The following is a 20,754-nucleotide window of genomic DNA, read 5'->3' as shown; positions in this document are numbered from 1 at the left end:
CTATTTTCTCACTGTATAAACAATTTCGAGTTTTGGACGTTCTTCGTAAACCGGATAAGTACTTCCCTTTAAAACAAATTTTTCAACTCCTGCTAATTCATTACCAGCTTTAATTACAATTCCCTGATTATCTTTTTGATTTAACCAATATCTTACAAACGCAGAAAGGTTGCCTTCGTAGCGTTTACCATTTTTGAATAGTGATTCTGAAGTGGTTTCATCTATTTTCAGAGAATCAGAGTTTGTAACTAAAAATGCAGTAAGTGAATTTGTATATCCACTTCCAAATTTCGATTCAGTTGAATCCAGTTCAACAGAAAGCTTAGCATAATTTATAACTGCCTTATCAGGAATTTTACTCAAATCAAAATAGAGATAAGAATTACTTACAACTCCTGCTTGCACAATCATTTTTTCTGGCGAAACAGTATTTTCTCCAAGAATTACATGCACATCAGATAAGACAAATGCTGTAATAGTATCCTGTCTTGTTGTACCCACTTTCTGAATCACTGCTTTAACTTTTGTATCATTTGAAATCTCAGGATTGAAGGCAACAAATCCGATAATTTTATTTGTTGTTGCGGTTGGAGAAATAAGAATTCCGTTATTTTTTGCCAAAGCAGTATCTACCTGACTTTTCATCCAATCTTTGACAATATTCGGATCAATATTAAAATAATATAATGAATCTGTTGCTGTTCGATTAGAACTTAAATCGCCTGGTTCATAATTAAATTTTGTTGAGAGAAATGAATCAGCAGTAAAAGAAGCTGACACCCATTCTGAATTTATCTTGTGAACAGTATAATCAAAAGTTGCATTGGAATCTCCGAATACATAATCCGGTGTAAGTTCAACTTTTGCAGATAAAATATTCAAGCTATCGTTTCTGATTAATTGTTTAAGTGAATCTGAAAGATTAAATGTAAACACAAATAAAGCGTGTGCAGTAAGGTTATCAGCTTTGCCAATTAAAATTCTTGAAGCACCTCCGAGCTTAATAACCTTTTTAAACGAGTAGCTCGATTGAAAAGCAGAATCTTTTTGAGAGTCAAAACTTAAAACACCAATTAAATCTGGATTAAGTAAATCCGAACCCAAATCAGTTGGAGTATCACTGCAAGAAGGAATTAAGAAGAACGAAAACACAGCAATAATTAAAATCAGAATTCTTTTATAAACCAATTTTTTCTCCGGAAATATCTTTAATAATAAAATTAGCAGCATCCATTAAATTTTCGGCAACAAAGCTGGGAAATTTATTTTGCTTTTGCAACACATTAATGCTTTCCAGTCCATAACCTGTTTTAACCAATATTGCCTTACAACCAGCATTAAATGCACTTTCTATATCAGCAACATTATCACCAATCAGGTAGCTTTTAGTTAAATCTACATCAAATTTTTCAGACGCGTCTATCAGCATTTTGGGTGAAGGTTTTCTGCACTGACATTCTTCATCAGAGTTAAAGTCCGGATGAGTTGTGCAATAGTAAAATTCATCAATGCTTACATTATAATTTGAAAGAAGTTCGTTGATTCGTTTGTTAACATTTTTAACATCTTCTTCAGTTATCAATCCCCTTGCAACACCAGATTGATTGGAAACAACGATTAACAAAAAATTAAATTGATTTTTCAGAATACTAAGCGCTTCACCCACGGTTGGCAGCAAAACAACTTGTTCGGGATCACCAAGATAACCAGGATCATCATTCAAGGTACCGTCACGATCAAGAAAAATGGCTCTGTTCGATTTCAAATTTTAATCTTCGGCAAGAATTGTTTTATAAAGCTCGATATAACTTTTAGCTGATTTATCCCAACTGAAATCTTCTTTCATTCCGGCTTTCTGAATTTTCTGCCAGAGCTTTTGATCAGCAAAAATCTTCAATGCTCTTTTAATTTCAGATAACATATCTTTTGCATCATATTTCCTGAACATAAAACCGGTTCCTTCTTCAGTCTTCTCATCAAATCGTTTTACAGTATCAGCAAGTCCACCAGTTTCTCTTACGATAGGAACAGTTCCGTAAACCTGACTATACATTTGGTTCAATCCACAAGGTTCATATTTTGAAGGCATTAAAAACATATCAGAACCAGCTTCAATCAAATGAGCCAATTCATCACTGAATCCAAGATAACAGGCAAACTTCTTTGGATATTTCATTGCCATCTTATCAAAAAAAGTATGATATTTATAATCGCCTGTACCAAGTAATATGAATTGCAAATCCATCTTCATTAAATCAGGGAAAGCCTTCTGAATCAGATCAATTCCCTTCGCATCGTATAAACGACTGATTACAGAAACAACCGGAATTTTTTCATCGAATGGTAAACCAAATCTTTCAAGTAAATGTTTTTTATTCTCAATTTTCTTTTCGAGATTCTTGATTGAGTATTTAACAGGAATAAGTTTATCATTTTCAGGATGCCAGATGTTGGTATCTATTCCATTCATTATTCCGAATAATTTATCTTTTCTTTTCGCGAGAATGTCTTTAAGTCCTTCGCCATATTCTTCTTTCGTGCTAATCTCTTTCGCATAGGTTTCACTTACAGTATTGATTACATCCGAGAAAAGTAAACCGGATTTCATAAAATTCAATTTACCTTTGTGAATAATTCCCTTCTTATCTGAATTCAATTCTTCTGGCAAACCTGTTTTATTAAAAACTGATGGCGAAAATGTTCCCTGATAAGCAAGATTGTGAATAGTAAACAGTGTTTTAAGTTTATCAAAACCAGGGGTATCTTTATATAATGTTTTAATATATGCAGGAGCTAATCCGCATTGCCAATCATTCAAATGAATTACATCGGGAAACCAACCAAGTCTGATAATTAATTCAATTACTGCACGATTAAGAATGATAAATCTTTCATCATTATCAGGATAATCTTTTCCTGTGATTGGATCAATGTAAAGACTATTTCTGCTACCGAAATATTCCTGATTGTCTAAAAAGTAAATTTGTACTCTGGTTCTTATACCAGGAAGGAAACAAGATTTGAGTGAAAATATAACTTCCTTCTCGCCTACTTTTACAACAATATCTTTTAATCTTACAATATCGTGAATTTTAAATTTTCTTTCGTCAACTGCACCATACTTTGGAAGGATTATTCTAACTTCGTGACCAAGTTCAGTGAGTTTTTTTGGTAAAGCTGATGAAACATCTGCCAAGCCACCAGTCTTTACAAAAGGAACTACTTCTGATGAGACGAATAAAATTCTTAATCTTCTTGCTGCCATAGTAAAAATTCTTTAAAATTGTTACGCAAATTTACACAAAGATGCTTTCTTTCTCAAAAAATTTGCTAATAAGATGTTTTGCTCTCATAAAACGGTTAATGAGGTTTAAATGAAAAAGATAGATTTGATTTATGCACTCATATCATCAACTTTAATCTTAATTCTTACTTATTGCAGTGCTCAACCGACAGTCCGTTACGAAGAAAAAGATAAAAAACCTTCTGATACTGTAAACGAAACAGAAATTAAAAAAGAACCTTTGAAGTATGACGAAAAATTCGATATAACTCCTTTCAGAACAGTAATTAATCTTCCAGAGAAAAAAGTAGAAATTAGCAATGCTTCGAATGAAATCTGGTATCAGTACAATGTTAAAGAAAGTGCTTCCAACAGAACAAAAAAGATTAAAGGAACAACGAATGGTTTCAGAGTTCAGGTTATTGCCACAGATGATTTGGATGAAGCCAATAAAATCCAAGAAGAGTTAAAAGCAATTAAAGGAAGTAACGAGATTTATTCAGTGTTTGAACCTCCATTTTATAAAATTCTTCTCGGTGACTTTAAAACTTCTGATGAAGCAAATTCTTTACGATTCAAACTTAATCAGCTTGGATATGCTGATTCAAAAGTTGTGAAAAGCACAATAAATTTATTTGAGTAACAGATGAAACTTCTCACCAACGCAGAACAAATTGTTACCTGCAATACAAACGGAAAAAATTTCAAGAAAGGTAAAGAACAATCTGAGCTCGAGATTCTTACATCTCACACGATAGTAATTGAAAATGATTTGATAAAAGATATTGTTCCAGTTCAAAGCATTAAGAATCCGTCAAGTTATGAAGTAATTGATTTAAGAAATAAAATTATTCTGCCCGGATTGGTTGAATGTCATACACACACTGCATTTGCCGGCTCAAGAGCAGATGAATTTAAGATGAAACTGGATGGAGTTCATTATGAGGAAATTGCTGCTAAAGGTGGTGGAATTCTTAGAACAGTTAATGCTGTCAGAGAAACGCCTTTGCCAGCGCTTGTTGAACTGATTAAACCGAGAATTGAAGAGTTTATTTCTCAGGGAATAACAACATTAGAAATTAAAAGCGGATATGGACTTGATTTTGAAAACGAGATTAAACTTCTGCACGCAATAAAAATTCTTGATGAAATTTATCCGATTGATATTATTCCAACTTTTCTTGGTGCGCATACATATCCAAAAGAGCTTAGAGCAAATCACAAAGGTTATTTAGAAGAAATAACTCAAAAGATGATTCCTCATATTGCTAAAAATAATCTTGCTGAGTTTTGCGATGCATTTTGTGAGTCAACAGCTTTCAGTGCTGAAGAAGTTGATTTAATTTTTTCAGTAGCAACGGAACACGGACTAAAACTCAAACTTCACACAGAACAATTTAACAACATTGGTGGAATTGATTTAGCATTAAAGCATAATGCTGTAAGCGTTGACCATCTTGAAGTGTTAAATGAGGAGGACATTCCCAAGTTAACTTCTGCAGATATTGTTTGTGATTTACTTCCCGGCGTTTCATTCTTTTTGAATTATCAGTTTGCACCAGCAAGAAAGCTTATTGATTCCGGTGCTGTTGTCGCACTCTCTACTGACTACAACCCGGGTTCATCACACATAATTAATTTTCATTTGATAATGCAGATTGCAGCATTAAAAATGAAGATGAAAATTGAAGAAGTGATTAATGCAGTAACAATCAATGCAGCAAAATCTTTAACAGTGAATGAATCGGTTGGTTCAATAGAGATTGGTAAGAAAGCTGATTTTTCGGTTTTCAATACAAATGATTATTCAGATATCATTTATAGTGTTGGAAGAAACCTTAACTGTATGACAATTAAGAATGGTGAAGTAATTTTCAGTAAACAATAACTTACTTCTCAATCTGAAAGAGTAAATCTGTTAAAGTCCATCTTGGTCGCAAATTTAATTCATCAGGATAGGCATAAAATTTCTCAGAAAATCTGAACGGTGCAAACCAGCCGTAATCATATTTACCATCATTGTTTTTATCTTCAAATGCCCAAAGCCGGTAAGTGCCTGCTTCAATTCGTTCAAAAGAAAAACCAGAACTCGAATTAACTCTCTGAAAATATTTTTTATCCGGATTATTAGTGCTTTCTAAAACCAGGACCAGACTACTATCCTGAACAGTTACTTTACCGCTTACACCTGTGAATTCGAGACCACTTAAAGTTGAAAACTTGAGTTGATAAACAGAATCAATTTTATTTCCGTTCGCATCTTCAAAATAATTTAAATCAATGTTCAGAGTGAAATTGTAATCAGGTTTAAGTTTCACTAATGGTTTAATTAATAAAGTTGCATCATCAGGAAATGAAAAACTAAGCGGAATTTTATTTCCCAAAGAATCTTTGAGTTGAACTGAATTATCAATTCTTTCTTTATTGAATGCATCATCAAAATAAACAATTATCTGAGGATCAAGAAAATCTATTTTTGAATTAGGTTGTGGATTCGTTTTTACTAATTTGATAGCACTTGTATCCACTCTGTCGGAGATAATTATCGAAACTTTATCAGTTTCATTTTTATTTCCTTCAAGGTCAGAAAAATTTTCTGCAACAAGAAATAGCTGATCTGATGGATTAAATTTTTCTTCGGGAACAAGTACGATTTCTTCTTTCTTATTCAAGCTTCTGAATGCATAAAGAACATTTGAAACAAGTATTGATAAGGAATCAACAATTCTGAAGTTATCAGCTTTTATTGATGAAGTATCAATCTCTTCTGAAAATTTTGTAAGAATATGACGCTCATCTGTCATCAGCGCTTCCATCAAGCGAGGTTTATTTGTATCAGCTTTGAAGAGAAAATAATTTAAACTTTCAAAGGACGAATCACTCTCTGAAAGAAAAACATCCTGATAAGGTATTCCAATCAAATCCTGTTCTGCCTGAAATAAATAATCTTTGAATTGATCCTTCACAGCAAATATTCTGTAGCCAGCTGAAGCCAAACCATCGAGTTTGTAAGTGCCATCTTTACCAACCTGAGAAATATAAATTGGTTTGGAGTTTAAATAATTTGTGGTGTCGTCTTGAATTCTGTAAGCATAAATCAAAGTTCCTTCAGCGTCTTTCCCGAAAACTTTTCCTGTGATCTTTCTTCTGTCAATTTCATTGCCTGTAGAAAAAGTTAAAGTAAAAGAAGAAGACATTCTGGTTTTGTTATTCAGGTCAACTACATCTGTTCCGATGTTTATTACATAAGTTAAATTTGGTTTGAACCCTTTTGGAAAGCTTACTGTTGCAGTCCGGCCAGTCCAATCCACTTCCATTTCTCCTTCAACAGCCGGCGAAATAAAAATCGCTTCCCTGAAACTTCGTTTATCAACATACTCAGAAAATTTAACTTCGAAATAATTTTCACTATAGTTGACAGTTCCATCAGGTGGATAAGATTCAATTATTTCAGGTGGAGTTGTATCAACATCACCACCTCCGGGAGGTAACTGATTTGCACATCCAATCAGAAATAATATTCCGACTGTAAATGATAAAATTATTTTTGCTGACTTAACCATTTGCGATATTCTCTTACATTCCTCAAATGTTCTGAATAGTTCTTTGCAAATTTATGTCTTCCCTTTCCATCTGCAACAAAGAAAAAATAATCGTGCTTTTCAGGATAAAGTGCAGCCATAATTGCATTTGCACCGGGATTGTTGATTGGTGCCGGTGGAAGTCCAAAGTAACGATAAGTGTTGTATGGCGAATCAATAGTTAAATCCTGATAAGTCAATCTTTTCCATCCATTTTTCATTAAATATTGAACTGTTGGATCTGCCTGCAACTTCATACCTTTTCTTAATCTGTTGTGATATACCCCTGAGATTCGGGGCATCTCATCAATTTCATTTGTTTCGCCCTTTATTATCGAAGCCAAAGTGAGAACCTGATGCATTGATAGTTTGATACTATCCGCACGCTGCTGAAGAGTATCTGTCCAGAATTGTTTCAATGCCTCATAAAATATTTTAAGAACTTCTTCAGGATCAGAGCGCTCATATATCTGATAAGATTTAGAAAATAAATATCCTTCGAGTGAAGGGACATTTAATCCAAGCGAAGAAATAAATTCTTTGTCGTGTGCCTTTTGATAAAAAGCTGTTGAATCCATCCGTAAATCTCTTCTTACTTTTCCTGCTAGCCACTTTATTGTTTGACCATCATTCACTCTGATTGAACGAAGATAATCTGCAGGTCCATAAATTAATAAATCAAGAAGATCGAGATAGCTTAATCCATTCTCGATTCTGAATCTGGCAGCTTTAATTTTAGTTTCAGCACCATAAATAAAAGCTGCAATTCTGAAAACAGTTTTATTCGGAACAATTCCAAGTGAACTTAATCTATCAGTTACAGATTGAAATGATTCTCCACTTTTTATTTCGAATACAAGTGGTTCGTCAAGATGATAATTGTTTGGCGAGTAAAGCAAATAATAACCTGAAAGCACAAGGGTAATAAAAATAAACAAAACAAAAAGCCATTGATTTCTGGTTAATATTTTTGATTTACTATTTGCCATCAGGAATTTTATTTTCTCCCGAGAATTTTTCTCTGCAGTGAACGGGATTCGTCAATTATTCTTTCAAATACATTTTGAATGTAGTGTAGTTTATTACCTTCAAGTTTATCAGAGATACGATTGAAAATTTCTTCTTCTCTCTTTGCATCGAATGTTGATGAACCAAGATGTTTTTTTATTTCAGCAATTGCTTCAATTAAATCTACACGAGCTGATAAATTTTTTCTTAACTCATCATCAATCTCATCAATGAGTTTTCGATATTCAGAAAGCTTTTCTTTCAATTGTACTTCTGATAACGAATCAAACTTTATTTTTGATTTATCTTCTTGCAAAATATTCTGAAATTATTTTTATAATGAAAGGAATGAATTCTCATCCAATGCCGGATAAGGTTTGTAATCAAGTTTATGTGTAACACCGTTTTCAAATAAAGTTCTGGCACGAAAAGCAATCATAGCAGCATTATCACCACAGAATTCAAGTCTTGGAATGACAAGCTTTTTATTATGAGCAGAAGCAATTTCAATTGCTTTTTCTTTTAGTAAAGAATTTGCTGCAACTCCACCGACAATTGAAACAGATTTCACATCAAAATTAATGATAGCTTTTTTCAATTTTTGTATAAGTGCTTTCACTACTGATAATTGAAATGATGCAGCAATATCTTTGATATGTTGCTCATCCAGATGTTGAATTCCACCTTGCTGTTGAACATATCTCAGCACTGCAGTTTTCAAACCACTGAAAGAAAAGTTATAAGGATCTTTCAATTCTGCAATTGGAAAATTAATTCTGTTTTCATCTCCCTGCTCTGCTGCTTTCTGAATTTTTGGTCCACCAGGATAACCAAGACCAAGCAACTTCGAAACTTTATCGAAAGCTTCACCAGCAGCATCATCAACTGTGGAACCAAGTTTATAAATTTCAGTGAAACTTTTTACAAGCAGAAGTAGAGTATGCCCACCCGAAACAACAAGTGCGAGAAAAGGAAATTCCGGTTTCTCTTCCATCAAAAAACCGGAAAAGATATGCCCTTCAATATGATTAACTGCAACGAACTTTTTATTCAGACTTAGCGAAAGTCCTTTTGCATAAGTAAGACCAACCAGCAAAGCACCGATTAAACCAGGACCAGCTGTAGCAGAGATTAAATCAACATCTTCCAATTTTATAGCAGATTTTTCCAGAGCAGATTTGACGAGTGGATTAACAATCTGAAGATGTGCTCTGCTTGATAGTTCAGGAACTACACCTCCATAATTCTTATGAAAATGCTGAGAGGAAATCAAATTTGCAGTTAGCAGATTATCTTTAATTACAGCTACAGATGTTTCATCGCAAGAAGTTTCAATTCCTAATACAATCATCTCTTACCAAATGTTAAAAAACTTTTAACAATATGCCCTGCAATGCTAGGGTTTTCTTTTAATCTTCTTACTGAGTATGCGTACCAATCTTTTCCAAATGGAACATAGATACGAATTTTATAACCATCGTTGTTTATTTTGTCACGCAAGTCTTCTCTGACACCAAGTAACATCTGAAATTCAAATTTATCTTTTGGTATATTCATCTCGCGAATCATTTTATATGCTTCATCAATAAGATATTTATCGTGTGTTGCAATTCCAACATAATTACCGTCGATAAACATTTGTTTAAGAATTTTAAGATAGTTTTCTCTGATTGCCTGACGATCTTTTATTGCAATGGAAGCAGGTTCAACATAAATACCTTTGCATAACCTGTAATTAGTTCCCAGTTTATTTAAAACAATTACATCATCAAAAGATCTTTTTAGATATGCCTGAATTACAACACCAACATTCTTATATTGCTGATAAATTCGTTTGTATAAATTAATTGTCATATCGGTAGTAGAAGAATCTTCCATATCAATGCGAACAAAATTGTTTATTTCGTGCGCCCGTTTTACAAGTTCAAGTATTTGTTGGTATGCGAATTCTTCATCAATCAGTAATCCCATTTGTGTTGGTTTGATTGAAAGATTTGCCATCAATTTATGTTTTTCAATGGCATCCAAAACTTCCATTGCTTTATTTTTTGCATCAATTGATTCTTCCTGATTCTTAACAGCTTCACCAAGAACATCCATTGTTGCATAAATGCCTTTTGCATTAAGCTGTTTAACTACATTAATTCCGTCTTCTAAAGTTTCACCTGCAATGTATTTTCTGGAAAAGAAGCCTACGATATTTTGGGGCATCATCTGAACGATGCTTACGATGAGTTGATTGAGGATATTCACAGCAAACTCCTGAAAATTTATGCTTCAAATTTAAGTAAGATGTTATTACCGATAAAAATTATTTTAACGATGTGTGATGATTGATTCAATTTTTAACTGATAATAAGGTAAGCAACAAATTAAACCTGGTTTTTAGTTCATCAAGTGAACCATCATTAAGAAAAATAAAATCTGCTCTTTTTCTTTTTTCTTCGTCAGGAATCTGATTCATTTCCCGTTTTATAAAATCGTCTTCAGTCATTCCCTGAGCTAATTTTCTCTTCAATCTTATATCACGATGTGCTGTTATCAATACTACAAAATCAAAAAGTTTCTCAAGATCAGCTTCATAGATTAAAGCAGACTCAACAAATAGAATGTTATGTTTCTTGAAGATTTCTTTTTTCTGTTTTTCAATTTCTTTTATAACTAAAGGATGGAGTATTCTCTCAAGTTCGCGGAGCTTAATTGGATTACTGAAAACTATTTGTGCCAGATATTTCTTATTTGGTTGATTATTGAGGTAAGCTTCACTGCCAAATCTTTTAATAACCTGTTTTTTTACTTCAGGATTTTTTGCAAGAATTTCTTTTGATAGATCATCAGCTTTTATTACCGGAAATCCGTATTGCTCTGCTAATCTTGTAAATTCAGATTTGCCAGAACCGATGCTGCCTGTTATTCCAACTGAAATTTTTTTATTCATAAATAAAAAGCTGCCCATAATTAAGAGCAGCTTCCGAAAAATAAATTATTTTGCTATTGCGATTTTTCTTACTTCTCTTATCACAGTAACTTTTATCTGACCAGGATATTCCATTTCTTCTTCAATCTTTTGAGCTATTTCCCGCGCAAGTCTGTCAGCAACCACATCATCAACTTTATCATTTTCAACTACCACACGAATTTCCCTTCCTGCCTGAATCGCATAAGTTTTAGCGACACCTTCAAATGAACGAGCAAGCGTTTCAAGATTCTCCAATCTTTTAACATAACTTTCAAGTGGTTCTCTTCTTGCACCGGGGCGTGCACCACTTATTGCATCTGCTGATTGAACTAATGCTGCAATCGGATGTTCCATTTCAATATCTTCGTGGTGTGAACCAACAGCATTAACAACAATCGGATGTTCTTTATACTTTTTGGTAAGATCATATCCAATAAGTGCGTGAGGACCTTCGATACTTTTATCAACTGTTTTGCCGACATCGTGAAGTAATCCGGCTCGTTTTGCAAGCACCGGATCAAGTCCTAATTCAGCTGCCATAATGCCTGTGAGATAAGCTACTTCTATACTGTGTTGAAGAAGATTTTGTCCGTAGCTCGAACGATATTTCATTTTACCTATGTGTTTAACAAGCTCAGGATGCATATTATGCAATCCAAGCTGAAGCAGAGTATTTTCTCCTTCACGAAGGATTTCTTCTTCAAGGTCCTGAGTAGTTTTTTGAACAACTTCTTCAATTCTTGCAGGATGTATTCTTCCATCTGCAATTAATCTTTCGAGTGAAACTCTTGCGATTTCTCTTCTGAATTGATCGAATGAAGAAAGTATCACTGCTTCCGGTGTATCATCCACAATTACATCAACTCCGGTAACAGCTTCAAAAGCACGAATGTTTCTTCCTTCTTTTCCGATAATTCTTCCTTTCATTTCATCATTCTGAATCTGAACTACAGAAACAGTAGATTCAATTGAATGATCGGCAGCAGTTCTTTGAATTGCCTGAACAATAATTTTCTGAGCTTCCTTTTTAGCATCAGCTTTTGCTTTGTCATAAATCTCTTTAATTATTTGAGCAGCATCAGCTTTTGCTTCATCAATCATATTATTGATGAGAATTTTCTTTGCTTCTTCTGAGGTAAGCCCTGAAATTTTCTCAAGTCTTTCGTTTTGTTCCTGTTCAAGTCTTTTGATTTCTTCGGAACGCTTATCGAGAGAGAGTTTTAAGTCAGCAAGTTCTTTCTCAAGCTTTCTGACTTCGCGTTCCTTCTGAATGATGAGGTCGTATCTTTTTTCGCTGTTTTCTTCACGAGCAAGAAGTTGCTTTTCTAAATTTGCAAGCTTCTGCTTTTTCTGATTTACTTCGTTATCAAATTCAACTTTCTTTTTATACCATTCATCTTTTACTTCGAGAAGTTTTTCTCTTTTAATGTTGTTAGCTTCTTTTTGAGCATCCTGTATGATTTGTTCAGCTCTTGCTTCGGCAGATACAATGCTTTTTTTACCAGTTTTAGAATTAAACCACCAGCCGAGGTAAAAGAACAAAGCGAGCAGAACCGCAATCATTGGAATCAGTATAATCAGGTCCATATTTCCTCCGACATCATAAGTTAAAAAATAAGTCCGCAACTGCCGACGGATAAATAGGGAAAACCCTAATTACCACGGTGGGTATGTGCTCGAACGCTTTTTACTTCCACTGCTGCATCGAAATGCAATTTCCGAACGAGTCGGAACGAGGCCTGTAATACACGCCGAAGTCCACATTCCCAATTAGTCTTACTGTTAGTTTTCCATTTATGTAAGCGGCAGTGCGGAAAACCTTATGATGGATCGGACATTTCGGTTTGTTTGACAAGAAGCTTAATTCTTTTAACCTTATCAGATGCCTGAATAAGGAATTCTCTGTTTTTATTTTTCTCAAGAAATAAATCGTATGCTATGTTCAAACATGCAATAATTGCAATAGTTTGAGCCGGTTGATCCGGTAGCTCTTCTTTTGTCTCTTCCATTACTTTATTCACATAGATTGCCAGTTCCTTTGCAATCTCTTCATTTTCAACCAGCAGAGAATATTCTTTATCGAAGATTTTTATTTTCAGCTTCTTTTTTTCGTTCATTAAATGTCCTTACCATCAAACACAAATTGTACTAAGAACTTAAATGATATTCTATTCTTGTTATTAAATTTTGAATTTTTTGTTTTAAAACTTCTTTTTCTTTTGTATTGAGCGAACCAAAATACTCGTTCTCTGATTTGATTTGCGAATTTTCTAACTGATGTTCCAATTCATTAATTCTCTTCAGAAGAACTGCATTTTCCTGTCTGGCTTTAGCTAATTGAATTTCCAGCTCTTGCTCTCTTTCAGTTGAAACTCTAAGTTTTTCAACAATGGCTGCAATTTCGGATTCAATTAAAGTTAAATCCTGAATCAGTGCATCATATTTAGTGAAATCGAACAATTACTATCCTCTTAGCTTTGCGTTAAATTTTTTAGAAATTTCTGCTATAAGATAATTAAAATCTTTCTCAACTTCATCTTCCGTCAAAGTCCTTGATTCATCAAAGAACTCAAGCGTAAATGCCATACTTTTTTTGTTACTTCCCAAACTTTCACTTTCAAATATGTCAAACAGCTCAACATTTTTCAAAAGATTAGATGCTTTTTCAAGTATGAAATTTTTAACATCCAGATACTGAACCGATTTATCGAACACAAATGCAAAGTCTCTGATAATCTTCGGAAACTTTGGAGGTTCAACATACTTTTTAATTTCAGGTTTAATCTGTTTAATAGCAGTTAAATCGAACTCAAAAACAAAAACATCCTGATTGACATCAAACTTATTAAGAACATCTTTTTTTACTTTGCCACCAACTCCAACAACATTGTTATTGAAGTTTTTGGTCTGATAAAAACTATATATTTCATTCTCACTCGAATAATAAAAATCAGTTAGCTGATTGTCAAGCGAAATTTTGCGAGTAAAGGAATTGACTAATCCTTTTAGGGAATAAAAATCAAAAAACTTTTCCTGAGTGTTCCAGGATTTTTCTTCCTCTTTTCCGGATAAAACCAATATAAGATTTTGCTTTTCAGAAATATCATCAAAGGATACTATAGCTGAATCTATTTTCTTATTGAATACATTTCCAATTTCAAACAGCATCATATCTCTGATTCCAAAGTTCAGATTTCTTTTAACTGAATTTAGTGCACCAGCCAATAATGATGTTCTAAGGCAGCTCATCTCAACACTTTGTGGATTAGCCAATGTAATTTGATTACCCGTTAACTTTGCTTCCAATTCTGATTCAAGTGGATTGTTTATCATTTCATAAAATCCTAATGACGAAATGATATTCCTTACATCATCTTCAAACTTTTGCTGATCAACTTTTTGCTCAAGAGTAATACTTATTTTGGAAACAACCGGGATGTTATCATATCCGTTTATGCGGGCAATTTCTTCTATCAGATCAATTTCTCTTTCAATGTCAGGACGAAAAGTTGGTATTGAAGCAAGCAATGAATTTTCATCTAAATCTTTAAGTGCAATACCAAGTCCGTGAAGTATCTGATGGATTTTTTCTTTTGAAATTTCATAACCAAGAATTTTAGTAACCCGCTGATATCGTAAAGTAATTTCTTTCCGTTCAATTAATTTCGGATAAACATCAATAATTCCTTCAGCAACTTCACCGCCTGAAATTTCTGCTATAAGTTGAGCAGCTCTTTCTGCAGCATATTTAGTTATGCTTGGATCAGTTCCTCTTTCAAAACGATATGAAGAATCGGTACTCAATTGAAGTGCTTTTGATGTTTTGCGTATGCTTGAAGGATTGAAGTAAGCACTTTCAATTAAAATATTTTTTGTCGAAGAATTTATCTCACTGTTTTCTCCGCCCATCACTCCGGCAACTGCAACTTCCCTTTTCGCATCACAAATCATCAAAGTTCCTTTGGGAAGTTTTCTGACTTTTGAATCAAGAGTTATAAATTCTTTTTCTTCAGTTGTGCTCTTAACGATAATTTTTTTTCCTTCGAGAAGATCAAGATCAAAAGCATGCAGAGGTTGACCAATTTCGTGAAGAATAAAATTCGTTACATCAACAATATTATTGATTGGTCTTAAACCAATTTTGGTTAATTTGTTCTTTAGCCATTCGGGTGATTCTTTAACTTCAACATTAAGTACTACTTTGGCTGAATATCGAGGACAGTTAGTTGTGTCAACAATTTCAACTGAAGCAATTTCACTCGCTATCTTTTTTGATTCTTTAAGATTTATTTCAGGAATTCGAAGCTCGCGGTTGAATATAGCTGATAAATCTCTTGCCACACCAATATGTGAAAGAGCATCAGGTCTGTTTGGTGTAACAGCAATTTCAAAGATTACATCATTAAGATTCAGTGCTTCAGTGATTGGCTTCCCTGCTTCAAGATTTTCATTTAATACCATAATGCCGGAATGATCATCGCTCAGCATAAGTTCGTCTTCGGCACATATCATTCCATTTGATTCTACACCACGAATCTTTGCTTTTTTAATCTGAAAATTTCCGTTTGGAATTACTGTTCCTATTGGTGCGAAGACAACTTTTTGTCCCGCAGCAACATTTGGTGCTCCACAAATTACCTGAAGACTTTCTTTCCCATCAAAAACTTCGCAAACACTTAGCTTATCAGCATTAGGATGTTTTGCAACTGATTTAACTTCTGCAACAATAAAATTTTTGTAAAGCTGATTTTCATCTACAACATCTTCTACTTCAAGTCCGGACATAGTGAGCTTATCTACTATTTCGTCAGTTGAGAGATTGCTGAGATCAATATATTCTTTTAACCAGTTGAGAGATATTTTCATAATTAAAACTGCCTTAAAAATCTTAAATCATTTTCAAAGAATAATCTGATGTCGTTTATTCCATATTTAAGTAAAGCAATTCTTTCTATTCCCATTCCGAAGGCATAGCCGACATATTTTTCTGAATCATAATTGACATATTTGAAGACATTTGGGTCAACCATTCCGCAGCCAAGAATTTCAAGCCAGCCGGAATTTTTGCATATGCGACAACCATCTCCATTGCAAATGAAACAAGTGATATCCATCTCAGCGCTGGGTTCTGTGAATGGGAAAAAACTTGGTCTGAATCTGTATTTAAGAGAACTTCCATAAAATTGTTTAGCAAATGATACCAGTGTTCCTTTCAGTTCTGCAAAAGTAACATCGGTATCAACATATAATCCTTCAACCTGCTGGAATGTACAATAACTTCTTGCGTTAATTGCTTCATTACGATAAACTCTGCCCGGCATAATTGCGCGAACTGGCGGTTGCATTGATTCCATTACTCTTATTTGCACAGGAGAAGTGTGAGTTCGCAACAGAAATTTCTGATTGATGAAAAATGTATCCTGCATATCGCGAGCCGGATGATCTGCAGGAAAATTAAGTGCTTCAAAATTGTAGTAATCTGATTCGAGTTCAGGTCCTTCAAACACCGAAAATCCCATTGACTTGAAAATCTGTTTAATCTCTTCAAGTGTTTGAGTTAAGATATGTTTGCTTCCGAGTTTAACAGGTCTGCCCGGAAGTGTGAGATCAATAAATTCTTTTGATGATGATTCTGATTTTTCGAGAAGCTCTTTTTTTGAATTGAATTTTTCTGTTACAGAATTCCGAAGCTCGTTTAGTTTTTTACCAAGCAGAGGTTTTTCTTCTTTTGATGCTTCTTTAAGTTTATCAAACAGTAAGGTTACAGAACCATTTCGTGCAAGATATTTTATTCTGATCTCCTCAAGTTTCTTCAGAGAATCAGCTTCCTGAATATCTTTCTCGAATTCGTTCTTAATTTGGGTAATAATTTCATCCAGCATATTACATCTTTATTTAAAGTAATGCCCTCAGAGAATATCAACAGAAAGAAAATTTCTCTGAGGGTTAAAATTAGTTCTGAGTAAACTTAACTAATTCAGAAAATGCATTTGGATTTTCCAATGCAAGCGAAGCAAGAACTTTACGATTAATTTCAACACCCTTTTTGTTAAGTGCATCTATTAATCTTGAATAAGTAGTACCATTCATTCTTGCAGCAGCATTGATTCTTGTTATCCAAAGTTGTCTGAATGATCTCTTTTTAAGTTTACGGTCACGGTAAGCGTGAAGTAATCCTTTTTCAACCGAATTTTTTGCAATAGTATAGACATTACCTCTCGCACCCCAATAACCTTTAGCAAGCGAAAGAATTTTCTTTCTGCGTCTGTGCGAAGCGACTTTATTTTTAGATCTTGGCATAGTTATATCCTCTTGTTCTTTATTGAACCATTATTTTAACTCTCTTTTCATCTGCTTTAGATACGAGAGTTGGTTTTCTTAAGTTTCTTTTTCTTTTTCTTGACTTGGAAGTAAGAATATGACTTTTGTAAGCCTTCTTTCTCTTAAATCTTCCTGATGCTGTTTTCTTGAAAGTCTTTGCAGCACCTCTGTTACTTTTCATTTTTGGCATATCTTAACCTTGTTGTTTTTGTTTCTTACCTTTTTTCGATTGCGGAACTAATATAGCCGACAAATTCCTACCTTCCATTTTAGGTTCGGATTCAACTTTTGCTATGTCGGATAATTTCTCGATAAATCTCTGAATAAGTTCTTCACCTTTTTCTGTGTAAGCCATTTCTCTACCTTTGAACAAAACCGATACCTTAACCTTATTACCTTCTTCAATAAAATTTATTGCGTGTCTTACCTTAAAGTCAAAATCGTGAGTATCCGTATTTGGATGCAAACGAATTTCTTTAAGGACTGAAACAATCTGATTTTTCTTCTGAAGTTTTTCTTTTTTCTGCTGTTCGTATTTGAACTTTCCGTAATCAATTATTTTACAAACCGGTGGATCAGCCTGAGGAGCAATTTCAACCAAATCAAGTTTACGCTCTTCAGCTAATTTAATGGCGTCACGAACAGTAAAAATACCCCTTTGAGTTCCATCAAAATCAATAACTCTTACTTTTGGAGCTTTGATTTCTTCGTTTACACGAACTGATTTTTTATCTGAGATAAATAACCTCTCTTATTGTTTTAAGATTTATTTTTAATTTCGGCTGCAATTTTATCAATAAATTCTGATATTCCCAAAGAACCTTTGTCACCTTCTTTGTGCTGACGGACTGATACGGTTTTATTTTCTTTCTCTTTTTCACCAACGATTACCATATATTTTACCTTCTTCGTCTCCCAGTCTCTTATCTTGTAACCAATCTTCTCATTCCTGTCATCAAGTTCAGCACGAATACCATTCTGCTTCAATGCATTATAAACTTCTGTTGCATAATCTAAATAGTTTTGTGAAATTGGCAGGACAGCAACCTGCACGGGAGCTAACCACAAAGGAAATTCACCTGCATAATGTTCAATCAGCACTCCAATAAATCTTTCCAGCGAACCAAAAGGTGCACGATGAATAACCACGGGACGATGTTTCTGTCCATCGCTTCCGATATATTCCAGGTTAAATCTTTCCGGCATAACATAATCAATCTGAACAGTTCCAAGCTGCCATTTTCTTCCCAAAGCATCTTTAACCATAAAATCTATCTTAGGTCCATAAAATGCTGCTTCTCCTTCTTCAATTATATAATTTAAGCCCATCATATCGGCAGCTTCCTTAATTTCCTGCTGAGCTTTATCCCACAAACTTAAATCACCACCATACTTTTCAACATTATCATCACGAAATGAAAGTTGAGTGGTAAACTCCTTAAATCCCATTTGATTAAATACAACCTGAATCAACTCAATTACATTGCAAACTTCTTCTTTAAGTTGATCCTGTCTTACAAAAATGTGTGAGTCATCAACTGAGAAACATCTTACACGAGTCAAACCATTAAGTTCACCTGATTGCTCATAACGATAAACAGTACCAAACTCAGCATAACGAATAGGTAAATCTCTATAACTTCTTGGCTTTGAAGCATAAATCTGAAAGTGATGAGGACAGTTCATCGGTTTAAGAAGATATTCTTCATTACCTTCCTCAAACTTTATCGGTGGAAACTGGCTATCTTTATAATAAGGATAGTGTCCGCTGGTTTTATACAAATTTATGTTTCCGATATGAGGAGTTATTACAGGTAAATATCCTCTTTTCCTCTGCTCTTCCTTCAAGAAGTTTTCGAGTGTTTCTCTAAGAATAGTTCCTTTGGGTAACCAGATTGGCAATCCTGGACCAACATTATTTGTAATCAGAAAAATCTCTAACTCTTTTCCAAGCTTTCGATGATCTCTTCTTTTTGCCTCTTCAAGTTTCTGAAGATACTCATCAAGCATTTTCTTTTTTGGGAAAGAGATTCCATAAATTCTCTGAAGCTGTTTATTCTTTTCATCACCACGCCAATAAGAACCGGACACGCTAAGCAGTTTAACATATTTAATCTTACCAGTTGAAGGAAGATGCGGACCTGTACATAAGTCAGTGAAGTCTCCTTCGTTATAAATACTAATTACTTCATTCTTATCATCAAGTTCACTAAGTATTTCAAGTTTGTATTGGTCTCCTTTTTTAGAAAAGAACTCAATTGCTTTTTCTTTGGGAAGTTCAACTCTTTCGAATGGATGATTTTCACCGGCAATAGTAATCATCTTTTCTTCAATTTTTCTTAAATCATCTTCACTAAGCTGAGTGTTGATATCGAAATCATAATAGAATCCATTTTCAATTGCAGGACCAACACCAAACTTTGCTTCCGGATGAAGTGACTGAATTGCATGAGCCATCAAGTGTGAAGACGAATGCCAGTAGACTTCCTTCCCTTCCTCATCATCAAAAGTAAGAATCTGAATTTCTGCATCTTCATTAATTGGTATATTAAGCTCACGAACTCTTCCATTTATTTTAACTGCAAGAGCTTCTTCAGCAAGTCGTTTTGAAATTGATTCAGCTATCTGATAACCAGTTACACCTTTATCAAATTCTTTTACTGAACCATCAGGAAATTTTATTTTTATTTTATCCATAAAATTTATCTTTAATAAAAATTTTCCCGCTTGTGCGGGATTAAAACTAAAATGAAATTAAAATATCAAAAAATTATCTTATCAATTATCGAACTCTTTCTTTGGCTCTAGAGAACTCTCCGAAAGATGATTCGCGAAACCTTTAACCTTCTGCAAGTCAAGCAGAACTTCTAACTTCCGTTAGCTAACGGACGAGCTAAGAGCCATGATTCAATAGTAAATTTTGTGGGCTCTAAAGGACTCGAACCTTTGACCTTCTGCACGTCAAGCAGACGCTCTAACCAACTGAGCTAAGAGCCCTAATCAATAAAAAATAAATTTCTTTGGCTCTAAAGGACTCTCCGAAGGATGCTTCGCAGAACCTTTGACTTCCCCGACTTGTCGGACGCTCTAACCTCCGTTAGCTAACGGATGAGCTAAGAGCCCTAATCAATAAAAAATAAATTTCTTTGGCTCTAAAGGACTCTCCGAAGGATGCTTCGCAGAACCTTTGACCTCCCCGACTTGTCGGACGCTCTAACCTCCGTTAGCTAACGGATGAGCTAAGAGCCCAATATAAAAAAGACCTGAACATTTAAATTAAAAATGTACAATTAAAAATCTAATTGTACATTTCATTTAGTACCGAGGGCCGGACTCGAACCGGCACGGCCCAAAAGGGCCACAGGATTTTAAGTCCTGTGCGTCTACCACTTCCGCCACCCCGGCAAAAGTACATTTAATTTTGGCGGACAAATATACTTAAAGTGTTATTTTCTAACAAGAAATCCAATATTCTATCTTGTAAAATTTTTTTTCCATCTTTCATTAAAGTTTTATTGTTAATTTCACAAAGGAAATTTATCGCTAATAAATCTGAGCATCTTAAATGAGACAAATTCTTATCTGTTCTATAATCTACATCA

20 protein-coding genes and 2 tRNA genes are annotated in these 20,754 nt (G+C 34.1%); 2 read left to right on the top strand and 20 right to left on the bottom strand.

Features of this window, described 5'->3' with window-relative positions:
- Genes Q0X14_RS01790 through glgA form a run of 3 tightly spaced genes read right to left on the bottom strand, consistent with a single transcriptional unit; the run spans position 1 to position 3,265 of the window.
- Positions 1-1,188, bottom strand: coding sequence for a hypothetical protein (locus tag Q0X14_RS01790; RefSeq protein WP_297841631.1), 1,188 nt, complete (start codon positions 1,186-1,188; stop codon positions 1-3).
- A complete protein-coding gene (locus tag Q0X14_RS01785; RefSeq protein ID WP_297841628.1) occupies positions 1,178-1,765 on the bottom strand; it encodes an HAD family hydrolase in 588 nt (195 codons plus the stop codon). Before Q0X14_RS01785 ends, Q0X14_RS01790 begins: the two co-directional genes overlap by 11 nt.
- A gap of 3 nt (positions 1,766-1,768) precedes the next feature.
- The gene (gene glgA / locus Q0X14_RS01780) at positions 1,769-3,265 is read right to left on the bottom strand and encodes a glycogen synthase GlgA (RefSeq protein ID WP_297841625.1); all 1,497 of its coding nucleotides are present in this window, start codon (positions 3,263-3,265) and stop codon (positions 1,769-1,771) included.
- 109 nt (positions 3,266-3,374) lie between these two features.
- On the opposite strand from glgA, the gene Q0X14_RS01775 reads away from it, so the two are divergent.
- Complete coding sequence (locus tag Q0X14_RS01775; RefSeq protein WP_297841622.1) at positions 3,375-3,926, top strand: SPOR domain-containing protein; 552 nt, start codon at positions 3,375-3,377, stop codon at positions 3,924-3,926.
- Positions 3,927-3,929: 3 nt separating this feature from the next.
- Positions 3,930-5,171 (top strand): imidazolonepropionase, encoded by a 1,242-nt coding sequence (gene hutI / locus Q0X14_RS01770; protein WP_297841619.1) that lies wholly within the window; start codon positions 3,930-3,932, stop codon positions 5,169-5,171.
- A 1-nt stretch (position 5,172) separates the two neighbouring features.
- Here the strand turns inward: hutI and Q0X14_RS01765 are convergent, their stop codons facing one another.
- From Q0X14_RS01765 to Q0X14_RS01685, 17 genes are all read right to left on the bottom strand, one after another.
- Positions 5,173-6,846, bottom strand: coding sequence for an Ig-like domain-containing protein (locus Q0X14_RS01765; protein WP_297841616.1), 1,674 nt, complete (start codon positions 6,844-6,846; stop codon positions 5,173-5,175).
- The gene (gene mltG, locus Q0X14_RS01760; RefSeq protein ID WP_297841613.1) at positions 6,825-7,853 is read right to left on the bottom strand and encodes an endolytic transglycosylase MltG; all 1,029 of its coding nucleotides are present in this window, start codon (positions 7,851-7,853) and stop codon (positions 6,825-6,827) included. The genes Q0X14_RS01765 and mltG overlap by 22 nt, the downstream gene beginning before the upstream one ends.
- A gap of 8 nt (positions 7,854-7,861) precedes the next feature.
- On the bottom strand, positions 7,862-8,188 hold the full coding sequence (locus Q0X14_RS01755; protein WP_297841610.1) for a chorismate mutase: 327 nt from the start codon (positions 8,186-8,188) through the stop codon (positions 7,862-7,864).
- An 18-nt stretch (positions 8,189-8,206) separates the two neighbouring features.
- Positions 8,207-9,223, bottom strand: coding sequence for a tRNA (adenosine(37)-N6)-threonylcarbamoyltransferase complex transferase subunit TsaD (tsaD, locus tag Q0X14_RS01750; protein ID WP_297841608.1), 1,017 nt, complete (start codon positions 9,221-9,223; stop codon positions 8,207-8,209).
- The gene (locus tag Q0X14_RS01745) at positions 9,220-10,125 is read right to left on the bottom strand and encodes a proline dehydrogenase family protein (RefSeq protein ID WP_297841605.1); all 906 of its coding nucleotides are present in this window, start codon (positions 10,123-10,125) and stop codon (positions 9,220-9,222) included. Before Q0X14_RS01745 ends, tsaD begins: the two co-directional genes overlap by 4 nt.
- Positions 10,126-10,210: 85 nt before the next feature.
- Complete coding sequence (coaE, locus tag Q0X14_RS01740; protein ID WP_297841603.1) at positions 10,211-10,810, bottom strand: dephospho-CoA kinase; 600 nt, start codon at positions 10,808-10,810, stop codon at positions 10,211-10,213.
- A gap of 45 nt (positions 10,811-10,855) precedes the next feature.
- Positions 10,856-12,418: a ribonuclease Y gene (gene rny / locus Q0X14_RS01735; protein ID WP_297841601.1), complete on the bottom strand. Its 1,563-nt coding sequence runs from the start codon at positions 12,416-12,418 to the stop codon at positions 10,856-10,858.
- A gap of 233 nt (positions 12,419-12,651) precedes the next feature.
- Positions 12,652-12,948: a cell division protein ZapA gene (locus tag Q0X14_RS01730; RefSeq protein WP_014560305.1), complete on the bottom strand. Its 297-nt coding sequence runs from the start codon at positions 12,946-12,948 to the stop codon at positions 12,652-12,654.
- 31 nt (positions 12,949-12,979) lie between these two features.
- Positions 12,980-13,291 (bottom strand): hypothetical protein, encoded by a 312-nt coding sequence (locus Q0X14_RS01725; RefSeq protein ID WP_297841598.1) that lies wholly within the window; start codon positions 13,289-13,291, stop codon positions 12,980-12,982.
- Positions 13,292-13,294: 3 nt separating this feature from the next.
- Positions 13,295-15,697 carry a phenylalanine--tRNA ligase subunit beta gene (pheT, locus tag Q0X14_RS01720; RefSeq protein ID WP_297841595.1) on the bottom strand — a complete coding sequence of 801 codons (2,403 nt, stop codon included), beginning with the start codon at positions 15,695-15,697 and terminating at the stop codon, positions 13,295-13,297.
- Between the two features lie 2 nt (positions 15,698-15,699).
- Entirely contained in the window at positions 15,700-16,713 is a 1,014-nt protein-coding gene (gene pheS / locus Q0X14_RS01715) for a phenylalanine--tRNA ligase subunit alpha (RefSeq protein WP_297841592.1), read from the bottom strand.
- A 70-nt stretch (positions 16,714-16,783) separates the two neighbouring features.
- On the bottom strand, positions 16,784-17,131 hold the full coding sequence (gene rplT / locus Q0X14_RS01710) for a 50S ribosomal protein L20 (protein ID WP_297841590.1): 348 nt from the start codon (positions 17,129-17,131) through the stop codon (positions 16,784-16,786).
- Between the two features lie 19 nt (positions 17,132-17,150).
- Entirely contained in the window at positions 17,151-17,342 is a 192-nt protein-coding gene (gene rpmI, locus Q0X14_RS01705) for a 50S ribosomal protein L35 (RefSeq protein WP_014560300.1), read from the bottom strand.
- A 3-nt stretch (positions 17,343-17,345) separates the two neighbouring features.
- Positions 17,346-17,891 (bottom strand): translation initiation factor IF-3, encoded by a 546-nt coding sequence (gene infC, locus Q0X14_RS01700; protein ID WP_297844710.1) that lies wholly within the window; start codon positions 17,889-17,891, stop codon positions 17,346-17,348.
- A 20-nt stretch (positions 17,892-17,911) separates the two neighbouring features.
- On the bottom strand, positions 17,912-19,849 hold the full coding sequence (gene thrS / locus Q0X14_RS01695) for a threonine--tRNA ligase (RefSeq protein ID WP_297841587.1): 1,938 nt from the start codon (positions 19,847-19,849) through the stop codon (positions 17,912-17,914).
- A 226-nt stretch (positions 19,850-20,075) separates the two neighbouring features.
- Positions 20,076-20,149 (bottom strand) — tRNA-Val (locus Q0X14_RS01690).
- Positions 20,150-20,471: 322 nt separating this feature from the next.
- Positions 20,472-20,557 (bottom strand) — tRNA-Leu (locus Q0X14_RS01685).
- Positions 20,558-20,754: the final 197 nt, after the last annotated feature.

This window comes from Ignavibacterium sp. (assembly GCF_025998815.1).
GTDB lineage: Bacteria > Bacteroidota > Ignavibacteria > Ignavibacteriales > Ignavibacteriaceae > Ignavibacterium.
The sequence above is the reverse complement of the archived record's forward strand: the minus strand, read 5'-3'. Positions and strand labels throughout refer to the sequence as shown.

Excerpts from the sequence above, each read along its gene's own strand:
- hutI (WP_297841619.1), top strand. The coding sequence starts at position 3,930 with ATGAAACTTCTCACCAACGCAGAACAAATTGTTACCTGCAATACAAAC.
- rny (WP_297841601.1), bottom strand. The coding sequence starts at position 12,418 with ATGGACCTGATTATACTGATTCCAATGATTGCGGTTCTGCTCGCTTTG.
- Q0X14_RS01730 (WP_014560305.1), bottom strand. The coding sequence starts at position 12,948 with ATGAACGAAAAAAAGAAGCTGAAAATAAAAATCTTCGATAAAGAATAT.
- Q0X14_RS01775 (WP_297841622.1), top strand. The coding sequence starts at position 3,375 with ATGAAAAAGATAGATTTGATTTATGCACTCATATCATCAACTTTAATC.
- pheS (WP_297841592.1), bottom strand. The coding sequence starts at position 16,713 with ATGCTGGATGAAATTATTACCCAAATTAAGAACGAATTCGAGAAAGAT.
- rplT (WP_297841590.1), bottom strand. The coding sequence starts at position 17,131 with ATGCCAAGATCTAAAAATAAAGTCGCTTCGCACAGACGCAGAAAGAAA.
- pheT (WP_297841595.1), bottom strand. The coding sequence starts at position 15,697 with ATGAAAATATCTCTCAACTGGTTAAAAGAATATATTGATCTCAGCAAT.
- coaE (WP_297841603.1), bottom strand. The coding sequence starts at position 10,810 with ATGAATAAAAAAATTTCAGTTGGAATAACAGGCAGCATCGGTTCTGGC.
- glgA (WP_297841625.1), bottom strand. The coding sequence starts at position 3,265 with ATGGCAGCAAGAAGATTAAGAATTTTATTCGTCTCATCAGAAGTAGTT.
- rpmI (WP_014560300.1), bottom strand. The coding sequence starts at position 17,342 with ATGCCAAAAATGAAAAGTAACAGAGGTGCTGCAAAGACTTTCAAGAAA.
- tsaD (WP_297841608.1), bottom strand. The coding sequence starts at position 9,223 with ATGATTGTATTAGGAATTGAAACTTCTTGCGATGAAACATCTGTAGCT.
- thrS (WP_297841587.1), bottom strand. The coding sequence starts at position 19,849 with ATGGATAAAATAAAAATAAAATTTCCTGATGGTTCAGTAAAAGAATTT.
- mltG (WP_297841613.1), bottom strand. The coding sequence starts at position 7,853 with ATGGCAAATAGTAAATCAAAAATATTAACCAGAAATCAATGGCTTTTT.
- Q0X14_RS01765 (WP_297841616.1), bottom strand. The coding sequence starts at position 6,846 with ATGGTTAAGTCAGCAAAAATAATTTTATCATTTACAGTCGGAATATTA.